The sequence below is a fragment of the Duganella vulcania genome (genome assembly GCF_009857655.1).
Taxonomy (GTDB): domain Bacteria; phylum Pseudomonadota; class Gammaproteobacteria; order Burkholderiales; family Burkholderiaceae_D; genus Rugamonas; species Rugamonas vulcania.
The window spans coordinates 72370-98987 of the sequence record NZ_WWCX01000015.1; the positions used below are offsets into that span (position 1 = coordinate 72370).

The 26618-nt window shown below is 64.0% G+C and carries 26 protein-coding genes; 12 read left to right on the forward strand and 14 right to left on the reverse strand.

All coding sequences use genetic code 11. The features are described from left to right. Positions 1-53: 53 nt before the first annotated feature. Positions 54-1415 (forward strand): 8-oxoguanine deaminase, encoded by a 1362-nt coding sequence (locus GTP90_RS11995; RefSeq protein WP_161083747.1) that lies wholly within the window; start codon positions 54-56, stop codon positions 1413-1415. Here GTP90_RS11995 and GTP90_RS12000 read toward each other — a convergent pair. The 3 genes from GTP90_RS12000 to GTP90_RS12010 form a co-directional block, all read right to left on the reverse strand. Continuing rightward, positions 1391-2131, reverse strand: coding sequence for a hypothetical protein (locus GTP90_RS12000; RefSeq protein WP_161083748.1), 741 nt, complete (start codon positions 2129-2131; stop codon positions 1391-1393). The two genes, GTP90_RS11995 and GTP90_RS12000, sit on opposite strands and share 25 nt — an antisense overlap. Continuing rightward, a complete protein-coding gene (locus GTP90_RS12005; protein ID WP_161083749.1) occupies positions 2131-3057 on the reverse strand; it encodes a family 43 glycosylhydrolase in 927 nt (308 codons plus the stop codon). The genes GTP90_RS12000 and GTP90_RS12005 overlap by 1 nt, the downstream gene beginning before the upstream one ends. Positions 3058-3170: 113 nt before the next feature. Next, positions 3171-3857: a GntR family transcriptional regulator gene (locus tag GTP90_RS12010; RefSeq protein WP_161083750.1), complete on the reverse strand. Its 687-nt coding sequence runs from the start codon at positions 3855-3857 to the stop codon at positions 3171-3173. Between the two features lie 227 nt (positions 3858-4084). Between GTP90_RS12010 and GTP90_RS12015 the strand changes: the two genes are divergently transcribed. Further along, positions 4085-5932 carry a carbohydrate-binding module family 20 domain-containing protein gene (locus tag GTP90_RS12015; RefSeq protein ID WP_161083751.1) on the forward strand — a complete coding sequence of 616 codons (1848 nt, stop codon included), beginning with the start codon at positions 4085-4087 and terminating at the stop codon, positions 5930-5932. On the opposite strand, the gene GTP90_RS12020 is transcribed toward GTP90_RS12015, so the two are convergent. The 10 genes from GTP90_RS12020 to GTP90_RS12065 all read right to left on the reverse strand — a co-directional run bounded on the left by GTP90_RS12020 (position 5929) and on the right by GTP90_RS12065 (position 14679). Next, on the reverse strand, positions 5929-6258 hold the full coding sequence (locus GTP90_RS12020; RefSeq protein ID WP_161083752.1) for a DUF2288 domain-containing protein: 330 nt from the start codon (positions 6256-6258) through the stop codon (positions 5929-5931). The two genes, GTP90_RS12015 and GTP90_RS12020, sit on opposite strands and share 4 nt — an antisense overlap. A gap of 3 nt (positions 6259-6261) precedes the next feature. After that, positions 6262-6951 carry an RES family NAD+ phosphorylase gene (locus GTP90_RS12025; protein ID WP_161083753.1) on the reverse strand — a complete coding sequence of 230 codons (690 nt, stop codon included), beginning with the start codon at positions 6949-6951 and terminating at the stop codon, positions 6262-6264. Beyond that, entirely contained in the window at positions 6952-7389 is a 438-nt protein-coding gene (locus GTP90_RS12030; RefSeq protein ID WP_161083754.1) for an antitoxin Xre/MbcA/ParS toxin-binding domain-containing protein, read from the reverse strand. A gap of 101 nt (positions 7390-7490) precedes the next feature. Beyond that, positions 7491-8150: a hypothetical protein gene (locus tag GTP90_RS12035; protein ID WP_161083755.1), complete on the reverse strand. Its 660-nt coding sequence runs from the start codon at positions 8148-8150 to the stop codon at positions 7491-7493. Positions 8151-8154: 4 nt separating this feature from the next. Next, the gene (locus GTP90_RS12040) at positions 8155-8838 is read right to left on the reverse strand and encodes a hypothetical protein (protein WP_161083756.1); all 684 of its coding nucleotides are present in this window, start codon (positions 8836-8838) and stop codon (positions 8155-8157) included. Between the two features lie 54 nt (positions 8839-8892). After that, positions 8893-9435 carry an LptA/OstA family protein gene (locus GTP90_RS12045; protein WP_161083757.1) on the reverse strand — a complete coding sequence of 181 codons (543 nt, stop codon included), beginning with the start codon at positions 9433-9435 and terminating at the stop codon, positions 8893-8895. Between the two features lie 120 nt (positions 9436-9555). Further along, entirely contained in the window at positions 9556-11616 is a 2061-nt protein-coding gene (locus tag GTP90_RS12050) for a response regulator (RefSeq protein WP_254451833.1), read from the reverse strand. 37 nt (positions 11617-11653) lie between these two features. Next, positions 11654-11866: a DUF6434 domain-containing protein gene (locus tag GTP90_RS12055; protein WP_161083758.1), complete on the reverse strand. Its 213-nt coding sequence runs from the start codon at positions 11864-11866 to the stop codon at positions 11654-11656. 73 nt (positions 11867-11939) lie between these two features. After that, entirely contained in the window at positions 11940-13634 is a 1695-nt protein-coding gene (recJ, locus tag GTP90_RS12060; protein ID WP_161083759.1) for a single-stranded-DNA-specific exonuclease RecJ, read from the reverse strand. Between the two features lies 1 nt (position 13635). After that, positions 13636-14679 (reverse strand): hypothetical protein, encoded by a 1044-nt coding sequence (locus GTP90_RS12065; protein ID WP_254451834.1) that lies wholly within the window; start codon positions 14677-14679, stop codon positions 13636-13638. A 150-nt stretch (positions 14680-14829) separates the two neighbouring features. Here GTP90_RS12065 and GTP90_RS12070 point away from each other — a divergent pair, with 150 nt between their 5' ends. From GTP90_RS12070 to dcd, 10 genes are all read left to right on the forward strand, one after another. Continuing rightward, positions 14830-16095, forward strand: a complete 1266-nt coding sequence (locus GTP90_RS12070; protein ID WP_161083760.1) for a lipoprotein-releasing ABC transporter permease subunit — start codon at positions 14830-14832, stop codon at positions 16093-16095. Beyond that, a complete protein-coding gene (gene lolD, locus GTP90_RS12075; RefSeq protein ID WP_161083761.1) occupies positions 16088-16783 on the forward strand; it encodes a lipoprotein-releasing ABC transporter ATP-binding protein LolD in 696 nt (231 codons plus the stop codon). Before GTP90_RS12070 ends, lolD begins: the two co-directional genes overlap by 8 nt. A gap of 4 nt (positions 16784-16787) precedes the next feature. After that, positions 16788-17582 (forward strand): TatD family hydrolase, encoded by a 795-nt coding sequence (locus GTP90_RS12080; RefSeq protein WP_161083762.1) that lies wholly within the window; start codon positions 16788-16790, stop codon positions 17580-17582. A gap of 152 nt (positions 17583-17734) precedes the next feature. After that, entirely contained in the window at positions 17735-18535 is an 801-nt protein-coding gene (locus GTP90_RS12085) for a CsgG/HfaB family protein (protein WP_161083763.1), read from the forward strand. A 109-nt stretch (positions 18536-18644) separates the two neighbouring features. Next, on the forward strand, positions 18645-18821 hold the full coding sequence (locus GTP90_RS36410) for a hypothetical protein (protein ID WP_175048061.1): 177 nt from the start codon (positions 18645-18647) through the stop codon (positions 18819-18821). 69 nt (positions 18822-18890) lie between these two features. Continuing rightward, positions 18891-19769 (forward strand): SDH family Clp fold serine proteinase, encoded by an 879-nt coding sequence (locus GTP90_RS12090; protein WP_161083764.1) that lies wholly within the window; start codon positions 18891-18893, stop codon positions 19767-19769. Positions 19770-19773: 4 nt separating this feature from the next. Then, complete coding sequence (locus tag GTP90_RS12095; RefSeq protein ID WP_161083765.1) at positions 19774-21519, forward strand: ABC transporter ATP-binding protein; 1746 nt, start codon at positions 19774-19776, stop codon at positions 21517-21519. A gap of 90 nt (positions 21520-21609) precedes the next feature. Continuing rightward, a complete protein-coding gene (locus tag GTP90_RS12100) occupies positions 21610-24093 on the forward strand; it encodes a DNA internalization-related competence protein ComEC/Rec2 (RefSeq protein WP_161083766.1) in 2484 nt (827 codons plus the stop codon). Between the two features lie 76 nt (positions 24094-24169). Beyond that, entirely contained in the window at positions 24170-25003 is an 834-nt protein-coding gene (locus tag GTP90_RS12105; RefSeq protein WP_161083767.1) for an alpha/beta hydrolase, read from the forward strand. 55 nt (positions 25004-25058) lie between these two features. Continuing rightward, the gene (dcd, locus tag GTP90_RS12110) at positions 25059-25625 is read left to right on the forward strand and encodes a dCTP deaminase (RefSeq protein WP_161083768.1); all 567 of its coding nucleotides are present in this window, start codon (positions 25059-25061) and stop codon (positions 25623-25625) included. A 66-nt stretch (positions 25626-25691) separates the two neighbouring features. Here dcd and GTP90_RS12115 read toward each other — a convergent pair. Then, a partial coding sequence (locus tag GTP90_RS12115; RefSeq protein WP_161083769.1) for a HAMP domain-containing sensor histidine kinase occupies positions 25692-26618 on the reverse strand: 927 nt, incomplete at its 5' end.

A 26618-nucleotide genomic window follows, 5' to 3' on the forward strand; every position in this document is an offset into this window, starting at 1 on the left:
CTGTTTCCGCAGTGCCCGCGCATTGTTTCCGCAGTGTTTAGCCCTTATAGAAAATGACTAAAACTCTACTGATCAAAAATGCGCGCGTGCTGGTGACGATGGATGACGAGCGCCGTGAAATCGCCGGCGGCGCCGTCTACATCCGGGACAACGTGATCGAACAAGTCGGCCCCAGCGCCGATCTGCCGCAGCAGGCCGATGAGATCATCGACGCCGCCAATCATGTGGTGATGCCCGGCCTGGTCAACACCCACCACCATATGTACCAAAGCCTGACGCGTGTGATCCCCGCCGCGCAGAACGGTGAACTGTTTAACTGGCTGACCAACCTGTATCCAATCTGGGCCAACCTGACGCCCGAGATGGTCAACGTGTCGACGCTGGCGGCGATGTCGGAGCTGATCCTGTCCGGCTGCACCACCAGCAGCGACCACCTGTACATCTATCCGAACGGCTGCAAGCTCGATGACAGCATCGAGGCGGCCGGCAAGATCGGCATGCGCTTCCACGCCGCGCGCGGTTCGATGAGTGTGGGCCAGTCCAAGGGCGGCCTGCCGCCGGACCGCGTGGTGGAAGAGGAGGGCGCCATCCTCAAGGACACGCAGCGCCTGATCGAGACCTACCATGACGCCGGCCGCTACGCGATGCAGCGCATCGTGGTGGCGCCTTGTTCGCCGTTTTCGGTGTCGCGCGATTTGATGAAGGAAGCGGCGGCGCTGGCCCGCAATTTCGGCGTGTCGCTGCACACGCACCTGGCCGAGAATGCGAACGACATTGCCTACAGCCGCGAAAAGTTCAACATGACGCCGGCCGAATATGCCGAGGACTGCGGCTGGGTGGGGCGCGACGTATGGCACGCGCACTGCGTGCAGCTGGACGACGATGGCATCTACATGTTCGGCCGCACCGGCACCGGTATCGCGCATTGTCCTTGTTCGAACATGCGCCTGGCCTCCGGCATCGCGCCGATCCGCAAGATGCTCGACAGCGGCGTGCCGGTCGGCCTGGGCGTGGACGGTTGCGCCTCCAACGATTCCGGGCACATGATGGGCGAGGTGCGGCAGGCGATGCTGCTGCAGCGCGTGGGCTTCGGCCCGGATGCGATGACGGCGCGGCAGGCGCTGGAGATGGCCACGCTGGGCGGCGCCAAGGTGCTGAACCGCGACGACATCGGCGCGCTCAAGCCGGGCATGGCGGCGGACATCGTGATGTTCAAGCTCGATACGATAGGCTTCGCCGGCGCGCTGCACGATCCGGTCGCGGCGCTGGTGTTCTGCACGCCGCCGAATGTCTCGCACAGCATCATCAACGGCAAGGTGGTGGTGCGCGACGGCGTGCTATGCACCATCGACCTGCCGGTGGTGATCGAACGCCACAACGCGCTGGCGCATCAATTGGCCTTGGCTGCCGCCTGATAGCCGGTGATGGCCTGATCCAGGGCCAGCCGCATGTGCAGGTCGTGGGCCGCCTGGTCCGCGGGCTCGGCGTCGGCTGCAGGCGGCCGGCCTTCGCTGCGCTGGCGTTGTTCTTCGAGCGCCTGCTCCAGATAGGCATCCTCGGTGCCGAACCATTCCAGCGTAATCCGCTCGCCGAACGCGCGGACGCGCAGTTGGTGGCGTTGCTGTTGCCAACTGCTGATGCGGTTCAGGTCCTGCGATGCGGCGCTCGCGGAGGTGAAGTGTTGCGCCGCCAGCAGTTCGTCGTGGGCGGTCAGGTAGGCTTGATAGCGGGCGGCGATCTGGATCGCTTCATTGGCTGCCGCTGCCGGCAGCGCGCGCCGCAGGTGTTCCGTCAGCGCTTGCATTCCGCCGGCGCCGCTGCGGTCCAGCAGAAAACGATCCATCAGTTGGTGCAGCGCGAAGTCGGGGATGAGTTGCTGATCGTCGGTCAGTGATAGGCCGGGGGGCGCGTTGCCTTCGCCGGTTGGCACATCCAGCCAGTGGCGCGCGGCCCGCCGGGCCTCGCCTGCGCCCGCGCAGGCGGCGTGCGGATCGGCGGCGCAGGACTTTGCCGGCAGCGGAGCTGCCTTACGCTCCGCCGGCGGCGAGTCGGGCGCGAGCGGCTCCCGCCACGCCCACGCCTTGAGCAGGGCGGTTGCCGCCAGCGCCGCGATAGTCGCCGCAGCCTTCATCAGTAGGTAGGCCAGCCGCCGCTGAACGTCAGGTCGTTGATGAACAGGACGCCGTTGTAGTTGTTCTGGCTATCCAGTTCGTGCCGCACCATCACGCCATTGGACACCGACTCGCCACCGGGCGCGATGAAGCGTCCGCCGCCGGCATCCAGTGTGGTGCCGCCGCCGTTGCGCATGTCGACACCGTTCTTGTCGAGATAGGGGCCGGTCACGCTGGTCGAGCGGCCATACGAAATATGATAGGTGCTGTTGGCGCCCGCGCAGCACTTGCCCTTGGAGACGAACAGGTAGTAAAACGAACCGTTCGACATGATGAACGAGTTCTCTATGCCGGTGCTGTCGGCCGCGAGATGGAACCAGCTGCCGATTGGCTTGAGCGTGTTTGCGTCGACCCGCGTGGTGTAGATGCCGGTCCAGAATGAGCCGAACGACAACCACGGCTGGCCGGCCTTGTCGACGAAGAAGTTGGGATCGATGGCGTTGAAGTTGTTGCCTGGCGCGGAGCTCAGCACCACGCCCTTGTCGGTCCAGTTTCCCGCTGTGATACTGCTGGCGGTGGCCAGGCCGATGGCCGATTTCTGCGAGCCGAACGTGGACACCGCGTAGTAAAGGATCGCCTTGCCGTTCCAGACGTGGATGTCCGGCGCCCATACGGTCTTGGAATTGTTATTGTACTGGCCCCACCACGACAGGCCGTTGCCGAAGATGCTCACGCCTTGCTTCCATGCGTGGCCGTCCGCCGAAAACTTGACGCCAATGCCGTTGTCGCTGGTTTCGGTGATCCACCAGGTGCTGTTTTCCTTGTAGACGCTGGGGTCGTGCGTAACGAGGTCGCCGGTCAGCGTCCACGTGGAGGCTTGAACACCGGCGGCGCACAGCACGATGGCTGCCGCCGCCGCACATTTCTTGAGTAGCTTTTTAGTCATTGTCGTCTCGCTTTATAGATTTTGTGTCTGCCCATGCAGGATTTCATGTTGCGGCAGGTGCGAGGGTGCGTCCAATGAATTATTGTCGTCAGCCGATATCCCGATCCGTATTGTTAAATCAGCAGCGCGGAGACCAGGTCGCGCTTGGCCGGGCTGGCGTTGATGTCGAAGTTGAGCGCTGCTTCCACGTGGCTCAGGTGGTGCAGCATCAGCTCCGCCGCCTTGTCCGCGTCGCCCGAGCGGGCCGCCGCCAGGAAGGCCGCGTGTTCGTCGGAAGAGCAGGCGGCGTCGCGCTCCGATTGATACAGCATGGTGATCAGCGAGCTGCGGCCCACCAGCTCGCGCACGATCTCCTTCAGCACCTGGTTGCCCACCACGTCCGCCAGCAGCACGTGGAAATCGCCCAGCAGCTGCTGGCGCATCTTCGACGGCACCTGCGACAGCGTGCTGCGTTCCTCCTTCAAATGCTTCTCCAGCTTCCGGTAATCGGCCGGCTTGGCCTTGGCGGTGAACTCGCGTGCCAGCGCCGCCTCGATGATGCGGCGCGTGGCGAAGATCTCGCGCGACTCCTGCTCGCTGGGCTGACTCACCATCGCGCCCTTGTCCGGGACCATGTTAATCAGCTTGTCCTTGGACAGTATCAGCAGCGCCGCGCGGATCTTGGTGCGGCTGACCGAATACAGGCGGCACAGCGCTTCCTCGCGCAGTTTGGTCCCCGGTGGCAGCTTGCGCGCCGCGATGGCCTCGGCGAGATGGGTGGCGATGTCGTTGGCGCTTTCTGCGGGCTGGGTGATGGACATGAAGTGGCTGGAATTCTGTAGTGTCGTTTTTTCGTCCCATGATACCGCAGTATTGCAAAGGTAATCGCATTACATCTGTGTCGCGAAAATCGCCAGTGGAAGCGGTTCCTATGGGGGATTGTGAAAAATTGAATCGTATTTCGCTTGTTGTTTACTGTAGTTCTGCTACATTTTATCTGGGCTGCAGTATTTCCCAAAATACAAATAAAACGACACGGAGACGAAAAATGAAGAAAACCCTATTGGCCGCCGGCCTGTTGGGCGCGTGCGCCCTCGCACCCGCCCATGCCGCATTCAACCCCGCCGACACCTCGGTGCAGATGTTCCGCTGGAAGTGGAACGATATCGCCAAGGAGTGCACCAACTGGCTCGGACCGCAGGGCTTTGGTGCGGTACAGGTATCGCCGCCGCAGGCTTCGGCCAGCCTGGGTGCGTGGTGGGACGTGTACCAGCCGGTGAACTTCGCCTCGTTGAAGAGCAACATGGGCACCGAGGCCGAGTTCCAGTCCATGATCAACACCTGTCACACCGCCAAGGTGCGCGTGTATGCGGACGTGGTGGTCAACCATCTGGCCGCCGGTTCCGGCACCGCGACCGACGGCTCGACGTGGAATTCGTCCACGCTGGCCTATCCGTTCTTTAGCTCCAGCGATTTCCATCCCGCCTGCGACATCGCCGGCGGCGACTATGGCTCGCCGGGCAATCGCTACAACGTGATGTTCTGCCGCCTGAGCGGCCTGCCGGACCTGAAGACCGACGGCACCTACGTGCAGGGCCAGGTCCAGACCTACCTGACCAAATTGATCAACATGGGCGTGGACGGCGTGCGCTTCGACGCCGCCAAGCATATGCAGCCGAGCGACCTGCAGGCGATCATGGGCGGCGTCACGCACACCACCAAGGCCGGCGAGGCGCTGTGGATCACGCAGGAGGTGATCCCGGACAGTAACGTGGTGCGCTCGGGCTACTACAGCATCGGCACGCTGAACGAATTCCAGTACACCTTCGCGCTCAAGGCCATGTTCCGCAACGAGAACGGCGCCAGCCTGTCGCAGGTGCGCGCCATCATGGGCACGCCCGGCAACTGGGGCGGTACCTGGGGCTTCGTGCCGAGCGAGAAGGCGACCGTCTTCGTCAACAACTGGGACACTGAGCGCAACGGCAGCTCGCTGGTGGCCAGCAACTACGTCTCCGGCACCACCAACGACACGCAAGGCACCAAGCGTTACGACCTGGCGAACATCTTCATGCTGGCCTGGCCTTACGGATCGGCGCAGCTGCACTCGGGCTTCCGCTTCACCAACTACGACCAAGCCCCGCCAAGCGCCAGCCCGTTCGACGCCAGCGGCAACCCACTGATTAACCAGCAGTGGGACTTCATCCACCGTTGGAGCGACATCTCCAACATGGTCGCCTTCCGCGCGGCGACGTCGGGGCAGGGCGTCGACTACTTCACCAACGGCACCGCCAACCAGATCGCGTTCGGGCGCGGCGCCAAGGGCTTCGTCGCGATCAACAACGAGTACGCGGCCTGGAACGCCTCGCTGCAAACGCTGCTGCCTGCGGGGACTTACTGCAACGTGGTGCACGGCCAGCTGAACGCCGCCGGTACCGGCTGCACCAGCGACAGCGTCACTGTCGGCAGCAATGGCATGATCAGCGTGAGTATTCCGGCCAACGGCGGCGCGACCGTGCCTGCGGTAGCGCTGCACGTCAACCAGAAGGTGGGTGGCGGCGGTGGCGGTACCTGCACCACGGTGCCGGTGACCTTCCGCGTGGCGAATGCGAATACAGTGGTGGGGCAGAACGTGTACGTGGTGGGTAATCGCGCGGAGCTGGGCAACTGGACGCCGGGTGCGAGCGATCAGCTGAACATCGAAGGCAGCGGCGCCAATGTGCCGTGGTCGCGTACCTTCCAGCTGCCGCCGTCAACGGCGATCCAGTACAAGTTCATGAAGTACGGCGTGAGCACCGTTTGGGAGAGTAACCAGTCCACCGCCAGCGGCAATCGCGAGGCAACCACGCCGGCTTGCGGCGGTTCGGTCACGCTCGACGCTGGCAGCTTCCAGTTTTAATGCACGCTGGCTGGAACAGCCTTCTCCTGCTGGACGAGGATGAAGGGGCTGACGACCACCGCCCATAGTTCGGCGTTGGCCTCCAGCCAGGTCGCCGCTTGCTCGTCGCTGACTTTGGCGAGCAGGCCGGCGTTCATCCACTGGGTGATGTTGGCCTTGTCGTCGTGCGAGATGCGCACGGCCACATCGACCAGGTCCAGCGAATTGGCGACCCACACCACAGTGCCGGCCGCGAAATGCTTGAGCAGTTCGGTCCATGGCAGGCGCGCGGTCTCGCGGTTTACTTTGAGACGCAGGTCGGTGTCGTTTTCAGGTTTGGTTTGCATGATTCAGATAAGTTCGATGATCGGTACAGGGCTACCCCGCCATGTTAACCGATACACCGCGCCTTTGCGAACATTGCCCACCAGCGCAGGGCGGAAGCAGGCCAGGTTGGTGCCGCCGTCCAACCGCACGCTCGGATAGATGATGCCCAGCGAGCCGCCTTCCAGCAGGCGTTCCGCCAGCAGCTGCGATTCGATGTAGCTGTCCGGCGCCAGGCAGCCGAGGTAGCGCAGCTGCCCACGCAGGTCATGGAACGGGGCGGTGAAATCGGCCAGCATGGTCTGGTACTGCACGCTGTCGTCGAAGCGATTGATCTCAGCGTATTCGACGGCTTTGTGAAAGCTCACTTCGGCCAGCGCGGTTTCGACGTTGAAGGCGCAGTACCATGCGCCGCGCGTGCCGCCGTTGAAGCGGCTGCCTTCAGGGCGGGCGTAGGTAAAGGCGGCGTTGACGATGCGGAAGTTCGGCACGCCAAACACCAGTTCATCCATCGTGATGCCGGTGGCGTTGCCGTTCTGCGCCTGCAGGCGGGCGTTGGTGGCGTTATCCAGTTCAAACAGGTCGTGCAGATCCTGCTCGTTATCGGCGAGGGGCGCGAGGACCGAGTCTTCCATGTCGGCGAAGCGCGAGGGCAGCAAACGGCAAGTGTCGAACTGGCGCAGCGTGGTTAATGGTGGTATCAGGCTGACCGGCACTTACAGTCCTCCGCGGCGCGCGTCCAGCAACTGGCGCACGATCTGCATGGCGGGCAGTCCGCCGGCGGCGACATAGGCGAGCGGGGTGCGGCCACCGAAAATCAGGTTGGTGTTGGCGAGGCTCATCCACTCGTCGGCGAGCTTGTCGCCGTAGAGGATGTGCAGCGCCTTGTAGATGCCCAGCAGGTAGGAGATGCGCGTGATGCAGTCCACCTCCAGCGTGCGTTCCGGGTGTTTTTTCCACTCGTAGTAGGCGCTGCTGGAAATGCCGCCCAACAGTTCGCGGGCGTCGTCGTCGCGCAGTTTCCAGGCGGCGGCCAGCTTGAAAAAGCCCTTGAGGGCAGCCTTGGACAGCCGTTCGCGCTCGGCCTTGGCGTTCAGGTCGACCAGTATGGTGGGCTCGAAGCGGCTGCGGGGGTAAGCGTAGGTAAGATTCATAAATCCTCCGTTGTTGGAGTAGTTATACTCCTTTTTCGGATGGATAGCAACCGGGAATCAACCCGGCGACTGACTAACGCACGCCTGAATAGCAGATCAGTTCAACGGCCGAAGTCCTTCAGGCATGTGTCCAGTGCCGCCGCTTCCAGGTCTGCGGCTTGGATGTCGTAGACAATGACGTCCGTTTGCCCGGCTACCAGACTGGCTTTGACCATTACAAGATACCTCTGGTCTGCGGACTGATATTGCCATTTTGACGTGCCTGTGACGCCCAACCATCTGGAGAGGTTGGCGTGATGAAAGTTGTCGACGGCGTTCAGCTTCACGCCGAGCATATTCGCGGCCCAATTGATTAACGTATCCGGGTCAATTGCCGCGGAAAAAATATAACTTAAGCCGATGACCCGGCTGGAATCATCAAATCCGAAAATGATTATTCGTTTCGCCGGCAGAGGAGTTTCGCAAAGATTCGATGTCTCGGTTGCAGGCAAAACGTGCGTCATCAGGTTGGAATAATTGCTCGAACAGAGAGGGCCGTTGTCGTCCCAATTTCCCGGAAATTCCCTCTCGAGCACCTTTCCGGATTCCGCCATGCTGTGGCCGAGGAATGCCATCGGCGTGGGACATTGGTTGTTTGAGGCGATCACCGGCGTACAAAACCCCAGGCCAAAGATGCAAGGAACAATCTTCCACAGCCAATTCAGGCGGGAAGCGGAACGAGAAATTGCAAGGCGGTGTCGCATGCCCGTGGTCTTCAGCACGACATTACTCTTTTGCCCCAGCCATTGGCGGGCAAGCCGCCTGCCCGCTGCCGCCGCAAAGCGATGAGGCTTTAATTGCTTCCATATACTGCCGGGCAGTTTCAGGAGCGATATGCCAAGGCAGGTTCGTTTTTTGATCCGCCTCGCTCTTGGGGCGCCAGCCATACTGGATCTGGAATACGTAGTCCTTGCCCTGGGCATAGGCAATCAGCGAGCCTTCGCCAAAGGGCGCTGCGCTGCCGTACTTGTCGCAATACCCTCCGCTGACGGCCAGATAAACACCATTTGAGGCATCTGTTCGTTGGGACATCGCTTGATGGTGGCCACCGCACCTTTGCGCGGCACCCTTCATGAACTGGAACAGCGCGACATCGGCCAGCTTGGCACCCGATTTTTCAATTTGCGCCATTGCGGCCGCATTGGGGGAGGGCAGCCGCCGAATTGCCAGGTATCCCTCGCGCCAACTGTTGATGTCTTCCGCCTCGGGCAGGTATTCGACAAAATATTCACCGTTGGGCTGGCCTTCCATCCAGGCCAGCTTCCATCCCTTCGGTATTGCGTGCTGCAGCTGTTCTCCAAGGACGGAAAACGGTTTGCCGGTGCCTTCTACTGGCGCTGATATGGCATTGCTTGCCATGGCGATCGCACAAACAGCGTACAAGAACCGCGACTTGAATTTATTTTTCATTTGATGATACGGAAAGTTTCCATAAGGAAATTATATCATCGGATGAGCCTGGACTTAGTTTTTTAGTGGATCAGCTTTGGGCATGAGCACCAGCATGGCGCGCGTTTTCTTGGCAGGGTCGACGGCGTCGCCCGCGCTCTTCACGAAGATCTGTTCGGTTCGGGCGTCATAGGTGATTTTCGCGCCTGTCGCGACGCCGGTAACGTTGCCGTTTTCGATGATCTTGACTTCAGCATTGCCATCGACCGTGAGCAAGTCGTCCTTCTCCCTGTACGCCATTGTTTTCCCTTCGCCGTTGACCCATTTGTCATTCGAAGCATCCTGTTTCTGCTTGAACCTGGCGAGGTTGTCTTTGAGCGACGTGACGGTGTAGAGATAGTCGCCCTCGGGTGACTGCGCCGCGGTCAGGAAATCCGACGAGATCAGCAGAGTGCCTTTCGACGCCTCGACATGGTCGCTGAACTTGCTGATGCCCTTGATGGTGTCGTAATGCATCTCGCCATCATAGGAAATGACGGTTTTCTGGAATCGGTCGGCTCGTTCCGCCGTGGCGAGAGTCGGAAGTGTCAATGCCAGCGCTACCAGCAGAAATCTCATAAGTATCCCCCGGGGAAAAAGCGCACATTAGCAGACTGCGGCGGGTCCAGGCTGGGATCCATTTGACTGACGGGGTGGACCCGGTTTGCAATACCAAAGGTCCAGCATGGCGCCACCATTTCAGGCGGCGTCGTCCGTGTTCCGCAGGATTTGCTCCGCCACTTGTTCCAGCGACTCCCTCAGTTGCGCCACCAGGGGCTGGGCGCGGGCCGCCTCGCTGCCCGCATCCCCCGGCGCCAGTTGCTCCAGCTTCCAGCACAACTCGGCCATGCCGAAGGCGCCCGCGCTGCGCGCCGAGGATTTGATGCGGTGGCCCAGATCACGCAACACCTGCATTTCGCCGCGCGCCAGCGCCTCCTCCATGTCGCGCACGCCAGCCTGCGCACTGTGCAGGAATTTGACGGCGAATTTGCGCACCTTCGGCAGGTCGTCGTCGAACAGCGTGGCCAGCACCGAGAAGTCGATCGCAACCGCGTCGCCGCAAGGTGCGGACTCGACCACCGCTACCGGATGGCGCGGCTCAGGCGGCGCCGTCAGCAGCGAGCCTTGCGGCAGCCAGTTGGCGATGGTCTGGCGCATCAGGCTAGGCTGGATGGGCTTCGAGATGAAACCGTTCATGCCGGCTTCAATGCAACGCGCCCGGGTGTCGATGGTCGCGGTGGCCGTCATCGCCAATACCGGTAGCCTGGCCAGTTGCGGGTCGGCGCGGATGCGGCGGGTCGCCTCCAGCCCGTCCATTTGCGGCATTTGCAAGTCCATCAGGACGCAATCGAATTGCGCCTGGCGCAGCAGTTCCAATGCCTCGACGCCGTTGCTGGCGATGCAAACGGCGGCGCCCACTTCCTCCAGCATCTCCCGCGCAATTTGCTGGTTGAAGACATTGTCCTCGACCAGCAGAATGCGTGCCACCTTGAGCGCCACCGTCGCGGCCGAGGTGTGGGCGCTGGCCAGCAGCTCGGCGGCGGCGTCGCTGAGTTGGTGGATCAGCATGGACACGGTCTTGTCCGATACGCCGAGCCGGGCCGTGAACCAGAAGGTGCTGCCGACACCTTGCTGACTGTCGACGCCGACATCGCCGCCCATCAGCTGGGCCAGCTCCTTGCAGATCGCCAGGCCGAGGCCGGTGCCGCCATATTCCCGCGTGGTCGACGTGTCGGCTTGCTGGAACGAGACAAACAACTTGGCCATCTCCGCCTGGGACAGGCCGATGCCCTGGTCGCTCACCTCGAAACGCAGCAGGCAGCCGTGGCCGTCGCTGGCCTGCTGGCGCACCCGGATCTCTATCCGGCCGTGTTCGCTGAACTTGATGGCGTTGTTGGTGTAGTTGATGAGCACCTGCCCGAGCCGCAGCGGATCGCCCACCAGCGTCGGCGGCAAGGCGGGATCGAGATCGAACACCAGTTCGAGCTTGCGGCTGGCCGCTTTCGGCGCCACCACGGTCGTCAGCGTCTGCATCACGTGGTCGAGCGAAAAATCGATATGCTGGATTTCCAGCTTGCCGGCCTCGATCTTGGAAATGTCCAGGATGTCGTCGATGATGCCCAGCACGTGCTCGCCGGCGAAGCGGATTTTTTCCAGGTAGTCGCGCTGGCGCGGGTCGAGCTCGGTCTTCAAGGCCAGGTAGGCCATGCCGATGACGCAGTTGAGCGGCGTGCGGATCTCGTGGCTCATATTGGACAGGAACTGTCCCTTGGCCAGGCTCGCCGCCTCGGCCAGCTGCTTGGCCTGCTGAAGCTCGTTGTTCTTGGCCTCGAGTTCTTCCTCGTGGCGCTTCTCCGCCGTCACATCGTGGTAAATGGTCACGAAGCCGCTGACCGTGCCGTCCGCGGCAAAGATGGGGCGGCCGATGATGTTCAGCCGTACGCCGCTCGCCATGGTGCGCGTGAAATTGTGGGGTTCGAACTTCAGGCAGAGCCCGACCCGCACAGCCACCAGGTCGTCGATGGCGCCGGGGCCGTAGTCCCCGCGCAAGGCGATGTAACGGAACACTTCGGCCATCGTGACGCCGGGATGCATCACTTCATCCGGAAAACCCTGCACCTGGCAAAAGGCCGGATTCCAAAACCGTATGGTCAGGTCGCGGTCGACGATCGTTACGCCGACCGGCATGTATTCCAGCGCCGCCGCCAGCCTGGGGAAATTCGACCGGATGAACTCGTCATTTGGAATTGTCGGTTCCATGCGTTCCCGTCTGGCTGTAGTCCTTGTTTCGCGACAGTCAGTTACTGCCGCGCCGGCGCTTCCATTCTTCCACCACATCGGCCATGTTTTTCGCGCCGCCGTTGCGCATCCAGGCCATCAGTTCGCGGTCGAATTTGAAGTCCGGCCCGCACTCGCCACAAAGAAAGCGGCGGACATTTTGCGTATTCCTGTAGCCCGAATCGATTTCAGTCGAAGGCGATATTGTCCCGCCGTGCCAATCGAATTTCATTTTCGTACTCCCTGCGTAGCAAGACTGGAAGGCTCAGAATACCATCATGCCCTTGTGAAAAGTACACGCATTCTCACACCGGTTCGGCATGTTCCACCATCAGCTGCACCTTGGTGACGCCGTTGTATTCGTTGGCGTCGAGCCGGAACGCGACCTTGGCGCGCTCGCCCAGCGAGTCGACGTGGCCGAACCAGATGGCGTCGTAGCGGGCGCCGTTCTTCTCCAGCAGCAGCTTGAGGTGGCGCTCCTTCAGGATGCGCTGGCTCACCACGCGGAACTCGTCGCAGAACACCGGCGGCGGGAAGCCCTGGCCCCATACCTGGCCGTCCATCAGGTCGATGAAGGCGGTGGTGTAGTAGGCGTCTTCCAGCGGGCCGTCGGTTTCGATCACGCGTTCCAGCTGCTGCTTGCTCAGCCATGCGCGGCCCACTTCCTCGAAGGCCGCCGAGAAGGCGTCGAAGGCGTCGGCGCGCAGCGTCAGGCCGGCCGCCATCGCGTGGCCGCCGAACTTGTCGATCAGCGATGGCGCCTTCTTGTACACCAGGTCCAGCGCATCGCGCAGGTGGAAGCCGGGGATGGAGCGGCCGGAACCCTTGATCCAGCCGTCGGCGCCGGGCGCGAAGGTGATGGTCGGGCGGAAGAACTTCTCCTTTAAACGCGAGGCGACGATGCCGATCACGCCCTGGTGCCAGGATTCGTCGAACACGCAGATGGTGCTGCTGTTGGCCGGCTCGAACGCGTCCAGGTGCTGCAAGGCTGCGTCCTGCATCTCGGCTTCGATCTCGCGCCGTTTCAGGTTGATTTCATTGAGCTGCTGCGCCAGTTGCCATGCGCGGCCTTCGTCGTCGGTGATCAGGCATTCGATCCCCAGCGACATGTCCTCCAGGCGTCCGGCCGCGTTCAGGCGCGGGCCGAGCGCGAAACCCAGGTCGAAGGGATTGGCGTTGCGCGGTTCGCGGCCGGCCACGCGGAACAGCGCCGCCACGCCGGCGTGCATGCGGCCCGCGCGCATGCGCTTGAGGCCTTGCGCCACCAGGATGCGGTTGTTCGGATCGAGCCGCACCACGTCGGCCACGGTGCCCAGCGCGACCAGGTCGAGCAGGTTGTCCAGCTTGGGCTGGGTCTGGGCGTCGAACACGCCGCGCTTGCGCAGCTCCGCGCGCAGCGCCAGCAGCACGTAGAACACCACGCCGACGCCGGCGATATGCTTGCTCGGGAAGCCGCACTCCGGCTGGTTCGGATTGACGATCACGCGCGCGGCGGGCAGGGTGTCGGCCGGCAGGTGGTGGTCGGTGACGACCACTTCGATGCCGCGCCGGTTGGCCTCGGCCACGCCGTCAATACTGGCGATGCCGTTGTCAACGGTGATGATGATGTCCGGCTGCTTTTCGCGCGCCGTCAGTTCGACGATCTCCGGCGTCAGGCCGTAGCCGTATTCGAAGCGGTTAGGCACGATGAAATCGATGTTGGCGCCCATCGCACGCAGGCCGCGCAGCGCGACCGCGCAGGCGGTGGCGCCGTCGCAATCGTAGTCGGCCACGATCACCATGCGCTTGTTGGCGGCGATGGAGTCGGCCAGGAACACGGCGGCGGCGTCGATGTGCAGCAGGCCCGATGGCGGGATCATGGACGCCAGCTCGCTCGACAGCTCCTTGACGTCGGTCAGGCCGCGCGACGCGTACAGGCGCGCCAGCACGGGATGGATGCCGCCCTGGCGCAGCATTTCGGATTCGCGGAACGGGCAGGGGCGGATGGCGATACGGGTCATGTCAGGCTTGCTTCAGTAAGAGGTTCAGGTTTTGCTTGCGCCAGAATTTGCGCAGCGAGAGCTTGCTGGTCTCGACGCTGGACCAGCCGTTGCGGTGGCTGAGCACCAGCCTTAAGCCGCCGATGCGGCCATCGCGCAAGGCCGCCAGCAATGGCGCCAGCCATTCCTGCTCGATGCGCTGCATGCGGGTGATCCAATCGGACCAGTCGCCGGATTGCGCCGACGGTATCAGCTCGGCCAGCATCACCGCGCCCGGCTGGGCGATCAGCTGATCGGCCGACGGCTGGCGCAGCGCGGGCGCGGCCAGCGCCTGCATCCAGTCCGGGCCACCGCCGATCGCCAGCGCACGCGGCGCGGCCTTCAGCGGACCGGCGCCGCCCCACAGCCAGAACGAGTTCACCGCCTGCAGTCCGCGCGCCTGGCGTGCTTCGTTGACCGGCTGCTCGTGCCACTGCATCTGGATTTCGTTTTGCAGCTTGCGGTAGGGGCGCGCATATTCGCCCTCGGGCATCCAGTCGCTCAGGTTCTGCGTGGTCGCGGCGTCGGGCGACGCCGTGTCCAGGCCGGCCCACTCGTCGGCCCGCGCAAACCACAGGCCGGGCGCCGCGTGCAGCAGCGTCTTGCCTTGCTCCTCGAAGCAGGGGCGGGCCAGATCGAACAGCGCGCGCGATTCCGCCTCGCTCAGATGCATGCCGCGCGGGTCGGACAGCAGCAGGTGGGTGCGCGACAGCTGGATGTGCGCCGGCTGCACGATGAACCAGTGGCCTTGCGCGGCTTCCGCCTGCAGGCCGCAGCCGTGCATGACGGCGGTGGCCAGCGGCGCGCCGGTGTCCGGCTGGTCGGGTGCGGACGCCAGTCCCAGCGCGTGCGCTAGCCAGGCTTCGTGCGGCAGCAGCCGGGCTTTCGCGTCATAAGCCTGGTATTGATAGTGTTTATTGAGAGACAACAGTGCCGCCAGGGCGGGGGGGGTCAGGGCGCGCATCAGGTCGGGCGCCATCTCCGGCGGGGGCAGCGCGTAGGGCAGGGCAAGGGTGATTTCAGTCATCCCGAGATTGTAGGGCATAGCGGGCTGCGGCAGGATGTTTACATGGCTTGCCGGCGTCCTCGCCGCTGCCCGGCACGGCCTTTTTCACCCATGACATGCTGTTTATATGGCAAACTGCGGGCTCACCAAGTTTGATTCCCTACGGAGCCCATGAGCATTATCCAGAATCTGCCCTTTGAGTGGCTGGTTGGCCTGCGTTACACGCGGGCCGGCAAGCGAAGCGGGCGCAATAGTTTTATCTCCTTTATCTCGCTCATTTCCATGGCCGGCATTGGCCTGGGCGTGGCCGCGCTGATCGTCGTGCTGTCGGTGATGAATGGCTTCCAGAAGGAAGTGACGGACCGCATGCTGTCGGTGCTGGCCCATATCGAGATCTTCGATGCCCGCGGTTCGATGCCGGACTGGCACGCCGCCGCCGCCGAAGCGCGCAAGAATCCTGAAGTGATCGGCGCGGCGCCGTTCGCGGAGACCCAGGGCATGCTGGTGCGCGACGACGTGCTGCGTCCCGCCATCATCCGCGGCGTGCTGCCGGAGCAGGAACCCAACGTCTCCGACGTCGCCAAGCAGACCAAACGCGGAAGCTTCAACGCGCTGCAGCCGGGCAGCTACAACATCGTGCTGGGGATCGAGCTGGCGCGCGCGCTGCGCGTCAACCTCGGCGAGAAGGTCACGCTGGCGCTGGCCCAGGGCCAGCCCACGCCGGCCGGCGTGCTGCCGCGTTTGCGCTCGTTCACCGTGGTCGGCATTTTCGAGGCGGGCCATAACGAGTTCGACTCGGCGCTGGCCTTCGTCCACCTGACCGACGCCGAAAAGCTGCTGCGCATGGACGCGCCGGCCGGCTTGCGCCTGCGCCTGTCGGACATGCACCGCGCGCCGCAAGTGGCGCAGGACCTGAAGAACAGCATGTCGGGTGACTTGATCATGCGCGACTGGTCCAAGCTGAACGCCAACTGGTTCGCCGCCGTGCAGACCGAGAAGCGCATGATGTTCATCATCCTGACGCTGATCATCGCGGTGGCCGCGTTCAACCTGGTGTCGACGCTGGTGATGACCGTGACCGACAAGCAGGCCGATATCGCCATCCTGCGCACGCTGGGTGCTTCGCCGCGCTCGATCATGAAGATCTTCATGATCCAGGGTGCGCTGGTGGGCATCCTCGGCACCGCGATCGGCGTGGGCCTGGGCGTGCTGGTGGCGCTCAACATCGACGTCATCGTGCCGTTTATCGAACATTTATTGGGAGTGCAGTTCTTGTCGAAGGATATCTACTACATTAGCACCGTGCCGTCCGACCTGCGCTGGCCGGACGTCTCCAAGATTGGTGGGGTCGCCGTGGCGCTGGCCTTTGTGGCGACGCTGTACCCGAGCTGGTGGGCCGCCCGCGTGAAACCTGCGGAGGCGCTGCGCTATGAGTAATCTCGAACCTGTGGTCCTGTCCTGCCGCAACCTGGGCAAGACGTTCACGCAAGGCGCCTACTCGGTGCAGGTACTGAAAGGTATCGACATCGACGTGCGGCGCGGCGAACGCGTGGCCATCGTCGGCGCTTCCGGCTCCGGCAAATCGACGCTGCTGCACCTGCTGGGCGGCCTCGATACGCCGACCAAGGGCAGCGTGACCTTGCTGGGCAAGGACTTCGCCAGCCTGAGCGAAACCGCGCGCGGCGACCTGCGCAACGCTTCGCTGGGCTTCGTCTACCAGTTCCATCACCTGCTGCCGGAATTCAGTGCGCTCGACAACGTGGCGATGCCGCTGATGATACGCCGCGTCAAACGCGCCGAGGCGACCAGCACGGCGCAGCAGATCCTCGCCCGCGTCAACCTGGCCAAGCGCGTCACGCACGTGCCGGGCGAGCTGTCGGGCGGCGAGCGTCAACGTGTGGCGCTGGCGCGGGCATTGGTCACGCAGCCCGCCTGCGTGCTGGCCGATGAACCGACCGGCAATCTCGATCACGCCACCGCGCAGACCGTCTTCGACCTGATGCTGGAATTGTCGCGCACCCTGGGCACGGCCTTCATCATCGTCACCCACGATATCGAGCTGGCGCGCCGCTGCGACCGCGTGCTGCGCCTGACCGACGAAGGCCTGCAGCCGTACCAGGACTGACGTCATGTGGATAGACACCCACTGCCACCTCGATGCGCACGAATTCGGCGGCGAGTCCGTCGCGCAGGCGGCGCTGGCGCGGGAGCGGGGCGTGTCGATGATCGTCATCCCGGCGGTGGCGGTGGCCAACTTCCCGGTGGTGGCGCAACTGGCCGCCAGCTTGGACAACGGCTGCTACGCGCTGGGCATCCATCCGATCTACGTGCCGCACGCCGGGGAGGACGACCTGCGCGTATTGCGCGAGCAGGTCGCCGCCGCGATGGCCGACAAGCGTTTCGTGGCGCTGGGCGAGATCGGCCTGGATTTTTTCCTTCCGATGCTGACCGAGCCGGCGATGCGCGAGAAGCAGATGTTCTTCTTCCGCGAGCAGCTCAAGATCGCCCGCGATTTCGAGCTGCCGGTGTTGATGCATGTGCGCCGCTCGCAGGACGTGGTGCTCAAGCACGTGCGCCAGATCCGGCCGGCGGGCGGCATCGCCCACGCCTTCAATGGCAGTTTTCAGCAGGCGCAGGGCTACATCGAGTTGGGTTTCAAACTGGGCTTCGGCGGCGCCATGACCTTCACGCGCGCGCTGCAAATCCGCCGCCTGGCGGCCGAGCTGCCGCTGGACGCCATCGTGCTGGAAACCGACGCGCCGGATATCGCGCCGAGCTGGGTTCATCCCGGCCGCAATAGTCCCGACCAGATTCCCCGCATCGGCGCGGTGCTGGCGGAGTTGCGCGGCATGAGCGTGGAGGAGGTCGCGTCCGCGACCACGGCAAACGCCAAACAAACACTACCCCGGATGCAAGGATGTTGATGACGAGCTCAAGCACAAAATTTCGGGGGAAGTGTTGCGCCATCTTAAACTTTATTCATTTATCATGTTTTTGTGACATTTAGATAGAATTGCGGATCGGGGTGTGGTGCATAATTGCCAATGTTTTTCCCTCCACTCTCACTATCCCTACGATGAAATCTCACGCTGGCATTGCCGCCGCCCTCCTGTTTGTCCCCGTCCTATGCCTTGCCGACTCGAGCGAGGTCGCCGAGCGCCAGATCGATGTGCCCAAGTGCGCCAACCCGGCCGCCAAGGTCGTGTTCACCGAGTTCAAGTGCAAATCGGCCGATTGCTCGTCCGGCGCCGGCCAGCAGGACCCGCGCCAGTACCGTTGGTGGGAGCGCCAGGGCAATGTGGCGCAGCCGAGCTACACCGGCGTCGGCACCGGCATGACCGAAATGCTGGCCACCGCACTCACGCAGACCGGCTGCTTCGACGTGCAGGAGCGCGCCGAAATGGAAGAGATCAACAAGGAACTGGCGCTGATCGGCAAGAAGGTCGAGGCCGAAGCGGCCGACTACATGATCACCGGTTCGATCACCTCGCTGGGCTTCGAGCAAAGCTCCACCGGCCTGGGCGGCCTGGGCTTCCTCAAAGGTCCGCTGGGCCTGCTGGCCGGCTCGGTCGACTTCAAGAAATCCAAGGTCCACATGAACATGGACATCCGCGTGGTGGATGTCAAGCGCGCCAAGATCATCGCCTCCAAAACCTTCCAGGCCAACAATGAGAAGAACGGCTTCGGCGTGTCGGCCCTGGGCTGGGGCGGCGGCGTCGGGCTGGGCGGCAACCACGCCAGCATCAGCGGCTCCCCGCTGGAAGAAGTCGCGCGTGACTTGCTAGTCAAGTCGACCTCCTTCCTGACCGAAACCATCGCCGCCAAGAACATCACTGAGCGCGTGGCGGTCAAGTCTACCGACGTGTCGGTGAAATGACGCAGCAATAACTGTGTTTTATTGACATGAATAAACGGCAATGATACCTTTCTTGCACCACTATCCGTGGTCATCGTTTGAACTTTAACTATCTGAAGAGGTTCTACAAATGAAAAAGCAAAATGAGGCGAAGCTGTTTGCATTCAAACTGGCAGAGAAAAAAGCCGGCGCCGTGAAAGCCGCGCCGCAGTGGAAAGCACGCGAAGGCGTGGCATTGGCAGGTTGCTCGGGTCCTGACGCCCGCGGCCCGCGCAACCGGATCGCCGACACCGGCATCTGGTGCTAAGCGTCTGACCGTCCCGCGCCCCGGACGCTTGCCGTCCAACGGCGCGGCACCGCTGTTGCAGGAGACCGCATGCCGCACCCACTGAACGAACCCCTGCCGGAAAAAATCAAGCATCTCGAAGCGGTGCGCGGCAGCCGCGTGCTGGTGATGGCGGCATCCCAGCTGGACATGGAAATGCTGCCGGAGCTGTACCGCCAGCTGCGCGCCATCGGGCGCAGCGACCGGCTGGACGTTGTGCTGCAATGCCGGGGCGGCGTCGTCAACGCGGCGCGCCGCATCGCGCTGCTGCTGCGCGAGTACACGCAGCGATTGACTTTCATTGTACCGTTCCACTGCCAATCGTCGGCCACGCTGTTGACGCTCGCAGGCGACGAAATCATTGCCGGCGAATTGGCCATCTTCTCGCCCATCGATCCGCACTTGCAAGGCGATGCCGATGGCGGCGAATCGACCGCGGTATCTTCCCAGGACATCCAGCGCTTCGGCGAAATGTGCGCCGCATGGTTCGGCGCGGACGAGGGGCAGGCGCGCGCGGAAGCCTTGTCGCTGTTGAGCGCAAGCGTGTTCCCGCCCACGCTGACGGCGTTCTACCGCACCACGCTGGAGCTGCGCCAGATCGGCGAGGAACTGCTGCGCCATCAGTTGCCGCAGCACGATGCCGAGGCGCACGCCCGCATCGTCGAGCACCTGATGTCCGGCTATCATTCGCATCATTATGCGATCACCGGCGAGGAGCTGGCTGCCCTGGGCCTGCGGGTGAGGAGCGAGCCGGCGACAGACGACCTGGCGTGGGACATCTCGCGGATGCTGCAAGCCCATATCGGTGGCGGCGCCCGCGCCTCGCTCGAGGCGCCGGTGCAGGATGCCTTGCTGGCCACGCGCGACGGCGTGGCGGTGCGCTATCGGCGGCCGGATGGATTGCTGCCGCGCTGGTCCTGCTCCGTCTGAACGGATGAGCAATCCGCACCTGCAACGGCTCGCGCTGCTGCGCACATTCGCGCCGCGCCTGGCCCTGGGCCTGTTGTTCATGGCGTTGACGGTGCTGGTGGAGTTGAGTTATCCGAAGGCGCTTTCATACTTCATCGATCATATCGGCACGAAGGGGGACAGCGGCTGGTTCGCTCCCTTCGCCGCGATCATAACGGCGGTGCTGGCGCTGCAGGCGGTGGCGACCACGATGCGCTACTACCTGTTCGAATCGACCGGACATATGATCGTCGCGCGTATCCGCCGCCTGCTGTATGGCGCGCTGATACGGCAGCCAGTGGGCTTCTACGACAAGCACAACGTCGGCGAACTGACCAGCCGCCTGTCGGCCGACGTCGAAATCCTGCACGATACGCTGACCATGGGCCTGGCCATCTCGCTGCGCTCGTTGTGCGTGCTGGCCGGTTGCGTCGTCATGCTGCTGCTGATCTCCCCGGTGCTCAGCCTCATCCTGCTGGTCTACGTTCCGCTGACGCTGTACATGGGCGACTGGCTGGGCAAGCAAGTGCTCCGGCGTTCGCGCGACATCCAGCAGCGGCAAGCGGAATGCGGCGGCGTGGCGCACGAGTACTTCACCAACATCCGGCTGGTGCATGCCTTTAACCAGCAGCGCGCCGCCGGCGCCAAATATGCCGACGCCACCGCGCATGCACTGGCTGCGGCCATCGCCAACACGCGCTTGCTGGCGTCGTTCCGGGGTGTGTCGTCGTTCGTCATGTACCTGGCGCTGCTGGTGACCTTGTGGCTGGGATCACGGCTGATAGGGCAGGGCAGCCTGTCGGTCGGGGAGCTGACCAGCTTTGTGATCTATGCCGGCATGGTCACCAGTTCGTCCGGCGCGGTCAGCGATTTCTGGAGCGACTGGATGCGCACCATCGGCGCCACGGAGCGGGTGTTCGAGATCATCGAGAGCGAAGCGCAGCCGGCTGCGGAACCTGCGGGCGCGGTGACGCTGCGCGGCGCGTTGGCATTCCGCGATGTCAGCTTTGTCTATCCCGAGCGGCCGAAAAAGCTGGCCCTTGACGGCGTGAACTTCGCGATCGCGGCTGGCGAAAACGTGGCGCTGGTGGGCGCGTCGGGCGCGGGCAAGTCCACCATCGCCAGCCTGATACTGGGCTTCTATCGCCCGCACCAGGGCTGCATCGCCTTCGACGGTGTGCCCTCGGAACAGCTGGACGTGGCTGGCGTGCGCGCGCACATCGCGATCGTCGAACAGGAACCGTCGCTGTTCTCCGGCAGTATCTTCGAGAACATCGCCTTCGCCGTGCCCGACCGGCATGTGACGCGCGATGAAGTGGCCGATGCCGCGAGGCTGGCCAACGCGCACGATTTCATCGCCGGATTCCCGCACGGTTACGATACCGTGGTGGGCGAGCGCGGCGTGCAGCTGTCCGGAGGGCAGAAACAGCGCATCGCCATCGCCCGCGCCTTGCTGCGCGACCCGAAGATCCTGATTCTCGACGAAGCCACCAGCGCGCTCGATTCCGCCAGCGAGCTGCAAGTGCAGCAGGCGCTGGACAAGTTGATGGAAGGCCGCACCACCATCGTCATCGCGCATCGCTATTCCACCATCGTCAAGGCCGACCGCGCACTGGTGCTGGAGCATGGCGCCGTTGTGCAGCAGGGCGCGCACGCGGAGCTGATCCAGCAACGCGACGGCTTGTACTTCCACCTGATGCAGAATCAGCTGACCGGCTACCGCACCGGCTGATCTGCATCAATATCCGACACGGTTGCCCGTGTCTAGTAGTCGCATCTGCGTAGTATCGGACTGTTACGATACTTGAGGAGCGACGGCGCGATGAGGGCGGTATTGATAGGCTTCGCTGCGGGAGCGGCCTTGCTGCAAACGCAGGCGACGCTGCCGTCCGCGTCGGCCGGTGTGGCCGCCGCGCTGGTGTTCGCACTCTGGCTTGGGTTGTGGCGCGGCTGGTTACGGCGGCGCGCTGCTCGTATCGGCGTGCAGGCGCAGGCCGCGTTGCGTTGTGCCGCGTCGTTGCTGGCCGGCGGCGTGGTTGGGTTCTTCTGGGCCGCCTGGATGGCGCAGCGCGTGCTGGCTCCGCAGCTTGCCCTCGCCGATGAAGGGCGGGACTTCACCCTGGTCGGCACCATCGACAATCTGCCATACAGCTTCGATCAGGGCGTGCGTTTCAATTTCGCGGTGGAGCGCGTGCTGAACGGCGCGCAGAACGCGGTCCCGCCGCATATCTCGTTGGCCTGGTACGCGGGCTTTCGCGATCAGGTGAACGAAGTGGGCGACGTGCAGCCCGGCGAGCGCTGGCAGCTGACCGTGCGGCTGCAACGGCCGCACGGCAACGCCAACCCGTATGGCTTCGATTACGAAGTGTGGCTGCTGGAGCAAGGCCTGCGGGCGACGGGCTATGTGCGGCCGGCACAGGGCAACCGCCGGATCGATAGTTTCGTCCTCAGCGCCGGCAATATGATCGAGCACACGCGCGCGTTGCTGCGCGCACGCATACAGGCCGCGCTGCCGGATAAGCCGTATGCCGGCGTGATCGTCGCGCTGGTGGTCGGCGACCAGCGTGGCATCGACCAATCCGACTGGAACGTCTTCAACCGCACCGGCATCGGCCACCTCATTTCCATCTCCGGTTTGCACATAACGATGGTGGCGGGGCTGTTCGCGCTGGCGGCATTCACCCTCTGGCGCCATTCCTTCTTCACGCGCGCGCAACTGCCTTTGCTGCTGCCTGCGCAAAAAGTGGCGGCGCTGGTCGGCGCGACGGTGGCCCTGTTCTACGTGCTGCTGGCCGGCTTCGGCGTGCCGGCGCAGCGCACCTTGTATATGCTGATGGTGGTCGCTGCCGCGCTGTGGTCGAGCCGCATCGCCAGCGTGGCGCAGGTGCTGTGCACCGCGCTTGGCGTGGTGGTGCTGATCGATCCGTGGGCGGTGTTGTGGCCCGGCTTCTGGCTCTCGTTCGGAGCGGTCGCCACGATCTTGTATGCCACCGTTGGGCGCGTCGCGCTGAGGCCTGGGCGTCCTCCTGACGCCGCGCACAGTGATGGGCATGTGCCGCCAGGCGCGGACGGGCCTTCGCGCAGCGAGCGGCTGTGGCAGGCCTTGCATGCTGGCGCCCACACGCAGTACGCCGTCACATTCGGCCTGGTGCCGTTGACGATGCTGCTGTTCGCGCAGGTGTCGGTGGTCAGCCCGCTGGCGAACGCGATGGCGATCCCGCTGATCAGCCTTGTGGTCACGCCGCTCGCGCTGGTCGGCAGCATGTTGCCCGCGCCGCTGGCGGTGCCTGTGCTGGGCCTTGCGCACCTGCTGGTGGAGTGGCTGGCCGTTTGCCTGCAATGGTTCAGTGGTCTGCGTTTTGCCGTATGGAGCGCGCCGACGCCGCCGTTCTGGCTGTTCTGCTGGGCCACCTGCGGTACCCTCTGGCTGCTCGCGCCGCGCGGCTGGCCGGTGCGCTGGCTGGGCCTCGCGACGTGGATACCGCTGTTGGCGGCTGAGCCCTCGCATCCGGCGCCGGGCCGCATGACCGTCACCGTCTTCGATGTGGGGCAGGGCATGGCGCTGCTGATCGAAACCAGCCATCATCGCCTGCTGTACGACACCGGCCCCTCTTATGCGCCCACCTCCAACGCCGGCAACCGCGTCATCCTGCCTTACCTGAAGGCGCGCGGCATCGCCGCATTGGACGGCATGATCGTCACCCACAGCGACATCGACCACTCCGGCGGCGCCTTGACGGTACTCGATGGCGTGCGGGTGGACTGGGTGCTGTCGTCGCTGCCCATCCAGCATCCGATTGCCGGCGCCGCGCGCCAGCACGTGCATTGTGCGACGGGACAGCGCTGGAGCTGGGACGGCGTGCGCTTCGAGATATTGCATCCGCTGCCCGCCAGCTATGCCGACACGGCGCTCAAGCCGAACGCGCGCGGCTGCACGCTGAAGATCACAGCCGGCGGCAAGGCCATGCTGCTGGCCGCCGACATCGAAGCCGCGCAGGAGGCCGAGCTGCTGCAACGCGACCGCGCCACCCTGCGCGCCGACGTGCTGCTGGCGCCACACCACGGCAGCGGCACGTCGTCCACGCCGGCCTTCCTGCGGGCGGTCGATCCGCGGACCGCCGTGTTCCAGGTGGGCTATCGCAATCGTTATCATCATCCCAAGGCGGAAGTCTATGACCGCTACGGCCAGCTGCATATCGAACGGCTGCGTACCGACCAGGCGGGTGCAGTGACGCTGGATTTCGGCGACACTATCGATATCGCTGCCTACCGCCAGGCGCACGCGCGCTACTGGTACGGCCGCTAAATTAGAGCCTTTCCCCCAAGCCTGCCGTGGGAAGTGCCATTACAATGGTCCGAAAACAATCATACGGAGACCGCTTGTGAGCAAGCCCAAGCTGCATTTTGCCCATGCCAACAGCTACCCGGCGGGCGTGTACCGCCAGTTTTTCGAGCTGCTGGCCGACGATTTCGACATCCAGGCGCTGGACATGCACGGCCACAGCCCGCGCTACCCGGTCAGCGACGGCTGGCCGGCGCTGGTCGACGAATACATCAACGAGCTGACTGCGCGCTACGACGAGCCGGTGATCCTGGTCGGGCACTCGCTGGGCGGCATGCTCAGCCTGATGGTGGCCCATGCCCGTCCGGACCTGGTGCGTTGCGTGGTGATGCTGGACGCGCCGGTGGTGGCCGGCTGGCGCGCGCTGTTCTGGCGCCTGATCAAAATGAGCGGCAACGCCAACCGCGTGCCGCCGGCGAAGTTCTCCATCCGCCGGCGCAATGTGTGGCCGGACGCGCAGGCGGCCTACCAGCACTTCGCCGGCAAGGACCTGTTCGCCGCCTGGGCGCCGGGCGTGCTCGAGGACTACATGGCGAGCGGCCTGAAGCCCCATCCCGAGGGCGTGCAGCTGCGCTTCACGCGGGAAGTGGAAACCAGCATCTATGCCAGCCTGCCGCACCACCTGCCCAAGCTGGTGCGCGGCCGCTTCCCGGCGCCGATCGGCTTCATCGGCGGCACCGATTCCTGGGAAACCAGCCAGTCCGGCCTGGGCCATACGCAGGCGCTGGTGGGCAAGCACTTCCGCATCGTGCCGGGCGGCCACCTGTTCCCGATGGAGTCGCCGGCGCTGGCGGCGCAGGCCACCCGCGAGATGATCGCCGGGCTGCTGAGCGATTCTGGTAAAAAAGTTCTTAAAAAGCGGGCTTTCGCGTAAAATCTTGGGCATTCGGCGCTGTTGCGCCGCCCCTGAACTTTAGGAATGCCTTGCGATGACGATTAAAAGCGACAAATGGATACGCCGTATGGCGGAGCAACATGGGATGATCGAACCGTTCTTCCCGGACCAGGTACGCCAGGAAGAAGGCCGCAAGGTCATCTCGTACGGCACCTCGTCGTACGGCTACGACATCCGTTGCGCCGACGAGTTCAAGGTCTTCACCAACATCAACAGCACCATCGTCGATCCGAAGAACTTCGACTCGAATTCCTTCGTCGACATCAAGAGCGACGTCTGCATCATCCCGCCAAACTCGTTCGCGCTGGCCCGCACCATGGAATATTTCCGCATCCCGCGCAGCGTGCTGACGGTTTGCCTGGGCAAGTCGACCTACGCCCGTTGCGGCATCATCGTCAACGTGACGCCGTTCGAGCCCGAGTGGGAAGGCTATGTGACGCTGGAGTTCTCCAACACCACACCGCTGCCGGCCAAGATCTACGCCGGCGAAGGCTGCGCGCAGGTGCTGTTCTTCGAGAGCGATGAAGTGTGCGATGTGTCGTACAAGGACCGCAACGGCAAGTACCAGGGCCAGCACGGCGTGACCTTGCCTAAAGCATAAGCCGCGCTTTGCCGGTCTTCACAACACGCGGGCTTCGGCCCGCGTTTGCTTTGCGGGCCGCCTGCGTCAACCTTTCACCGGCAGCATCATTTCCACGCACAAGCCGCCGTCCTCGCGGTTGCTGGCCTTGATGCTGCCGCCGTGGGCCTCGATCACGTGCTGGGCGATGGCCAGGCCCAAGCCGTGCCCTTCGGCGCTGGCGCTGCTGGAGCGGAAGAAGGGCTGGAAGATGGTTGCCAAGTCGGCCGCCGCCACGCCCGGCCCGCGGTCGAGCACACGGATGCACAGCTGGCGCGCGTCGGGCAGGATGCTGGTCTGCAGCTGCACCACGCCGCCCTCGGGACTGTGCTTGATGGCGTTGCGCACCACGTTCTCGATGGCGCGCCCCAACAGGTCGGCCTGGCCGGCGACCATGACGTCGGCTTCCCCTTCCTGCACCACGCTGCGCTGCTGGCTGGAAGCCTCGTAGTTGGCGTCGTCGGTGATCTGCTCCAGCAGCTCGGCCATGCTGATTTCCTCCTCGCTGGCCTTGATGGCGCCCGCTTCCAGGCGGGCCAGCGTCAACAGTTCACCCACCAGCTTGTCCATGCGGACGCTTTCCCGTTCGATGCGCTCCAGCGATGCGGCCAGCTTTTCGGGCTGTTGATGCGCCAGGCCGATCGCCGCCTGCAGGCGTGCCAGCGGCGAGCGCAGCTCGTGCGAGACGTCGTGCAGCAGCCGCGTCTGGCCGTCGATCAGGCTGCGCAGGCGCGCCGTCATGCGGTCGAAGTCGCGGCCCAGGTCGTTCAGTTCGGAGTTGCGCTTGCCCTTGCCGCCGGCGCCGAAGCGGGGCGCCAGGTCGCCGCCGGCGGCCGCGTCGAAGGCTTGCCGCAGCGCGCGGATCGGGCGCGAGAAGTACCACGCCAGCAGCATCGCGAACAGCAGGCTGGCCACCGTGGCGGCGGCGATCGGCACCCACAGCGTCAGCGGCTGGAAGCGCGGGCCGCGCATGTC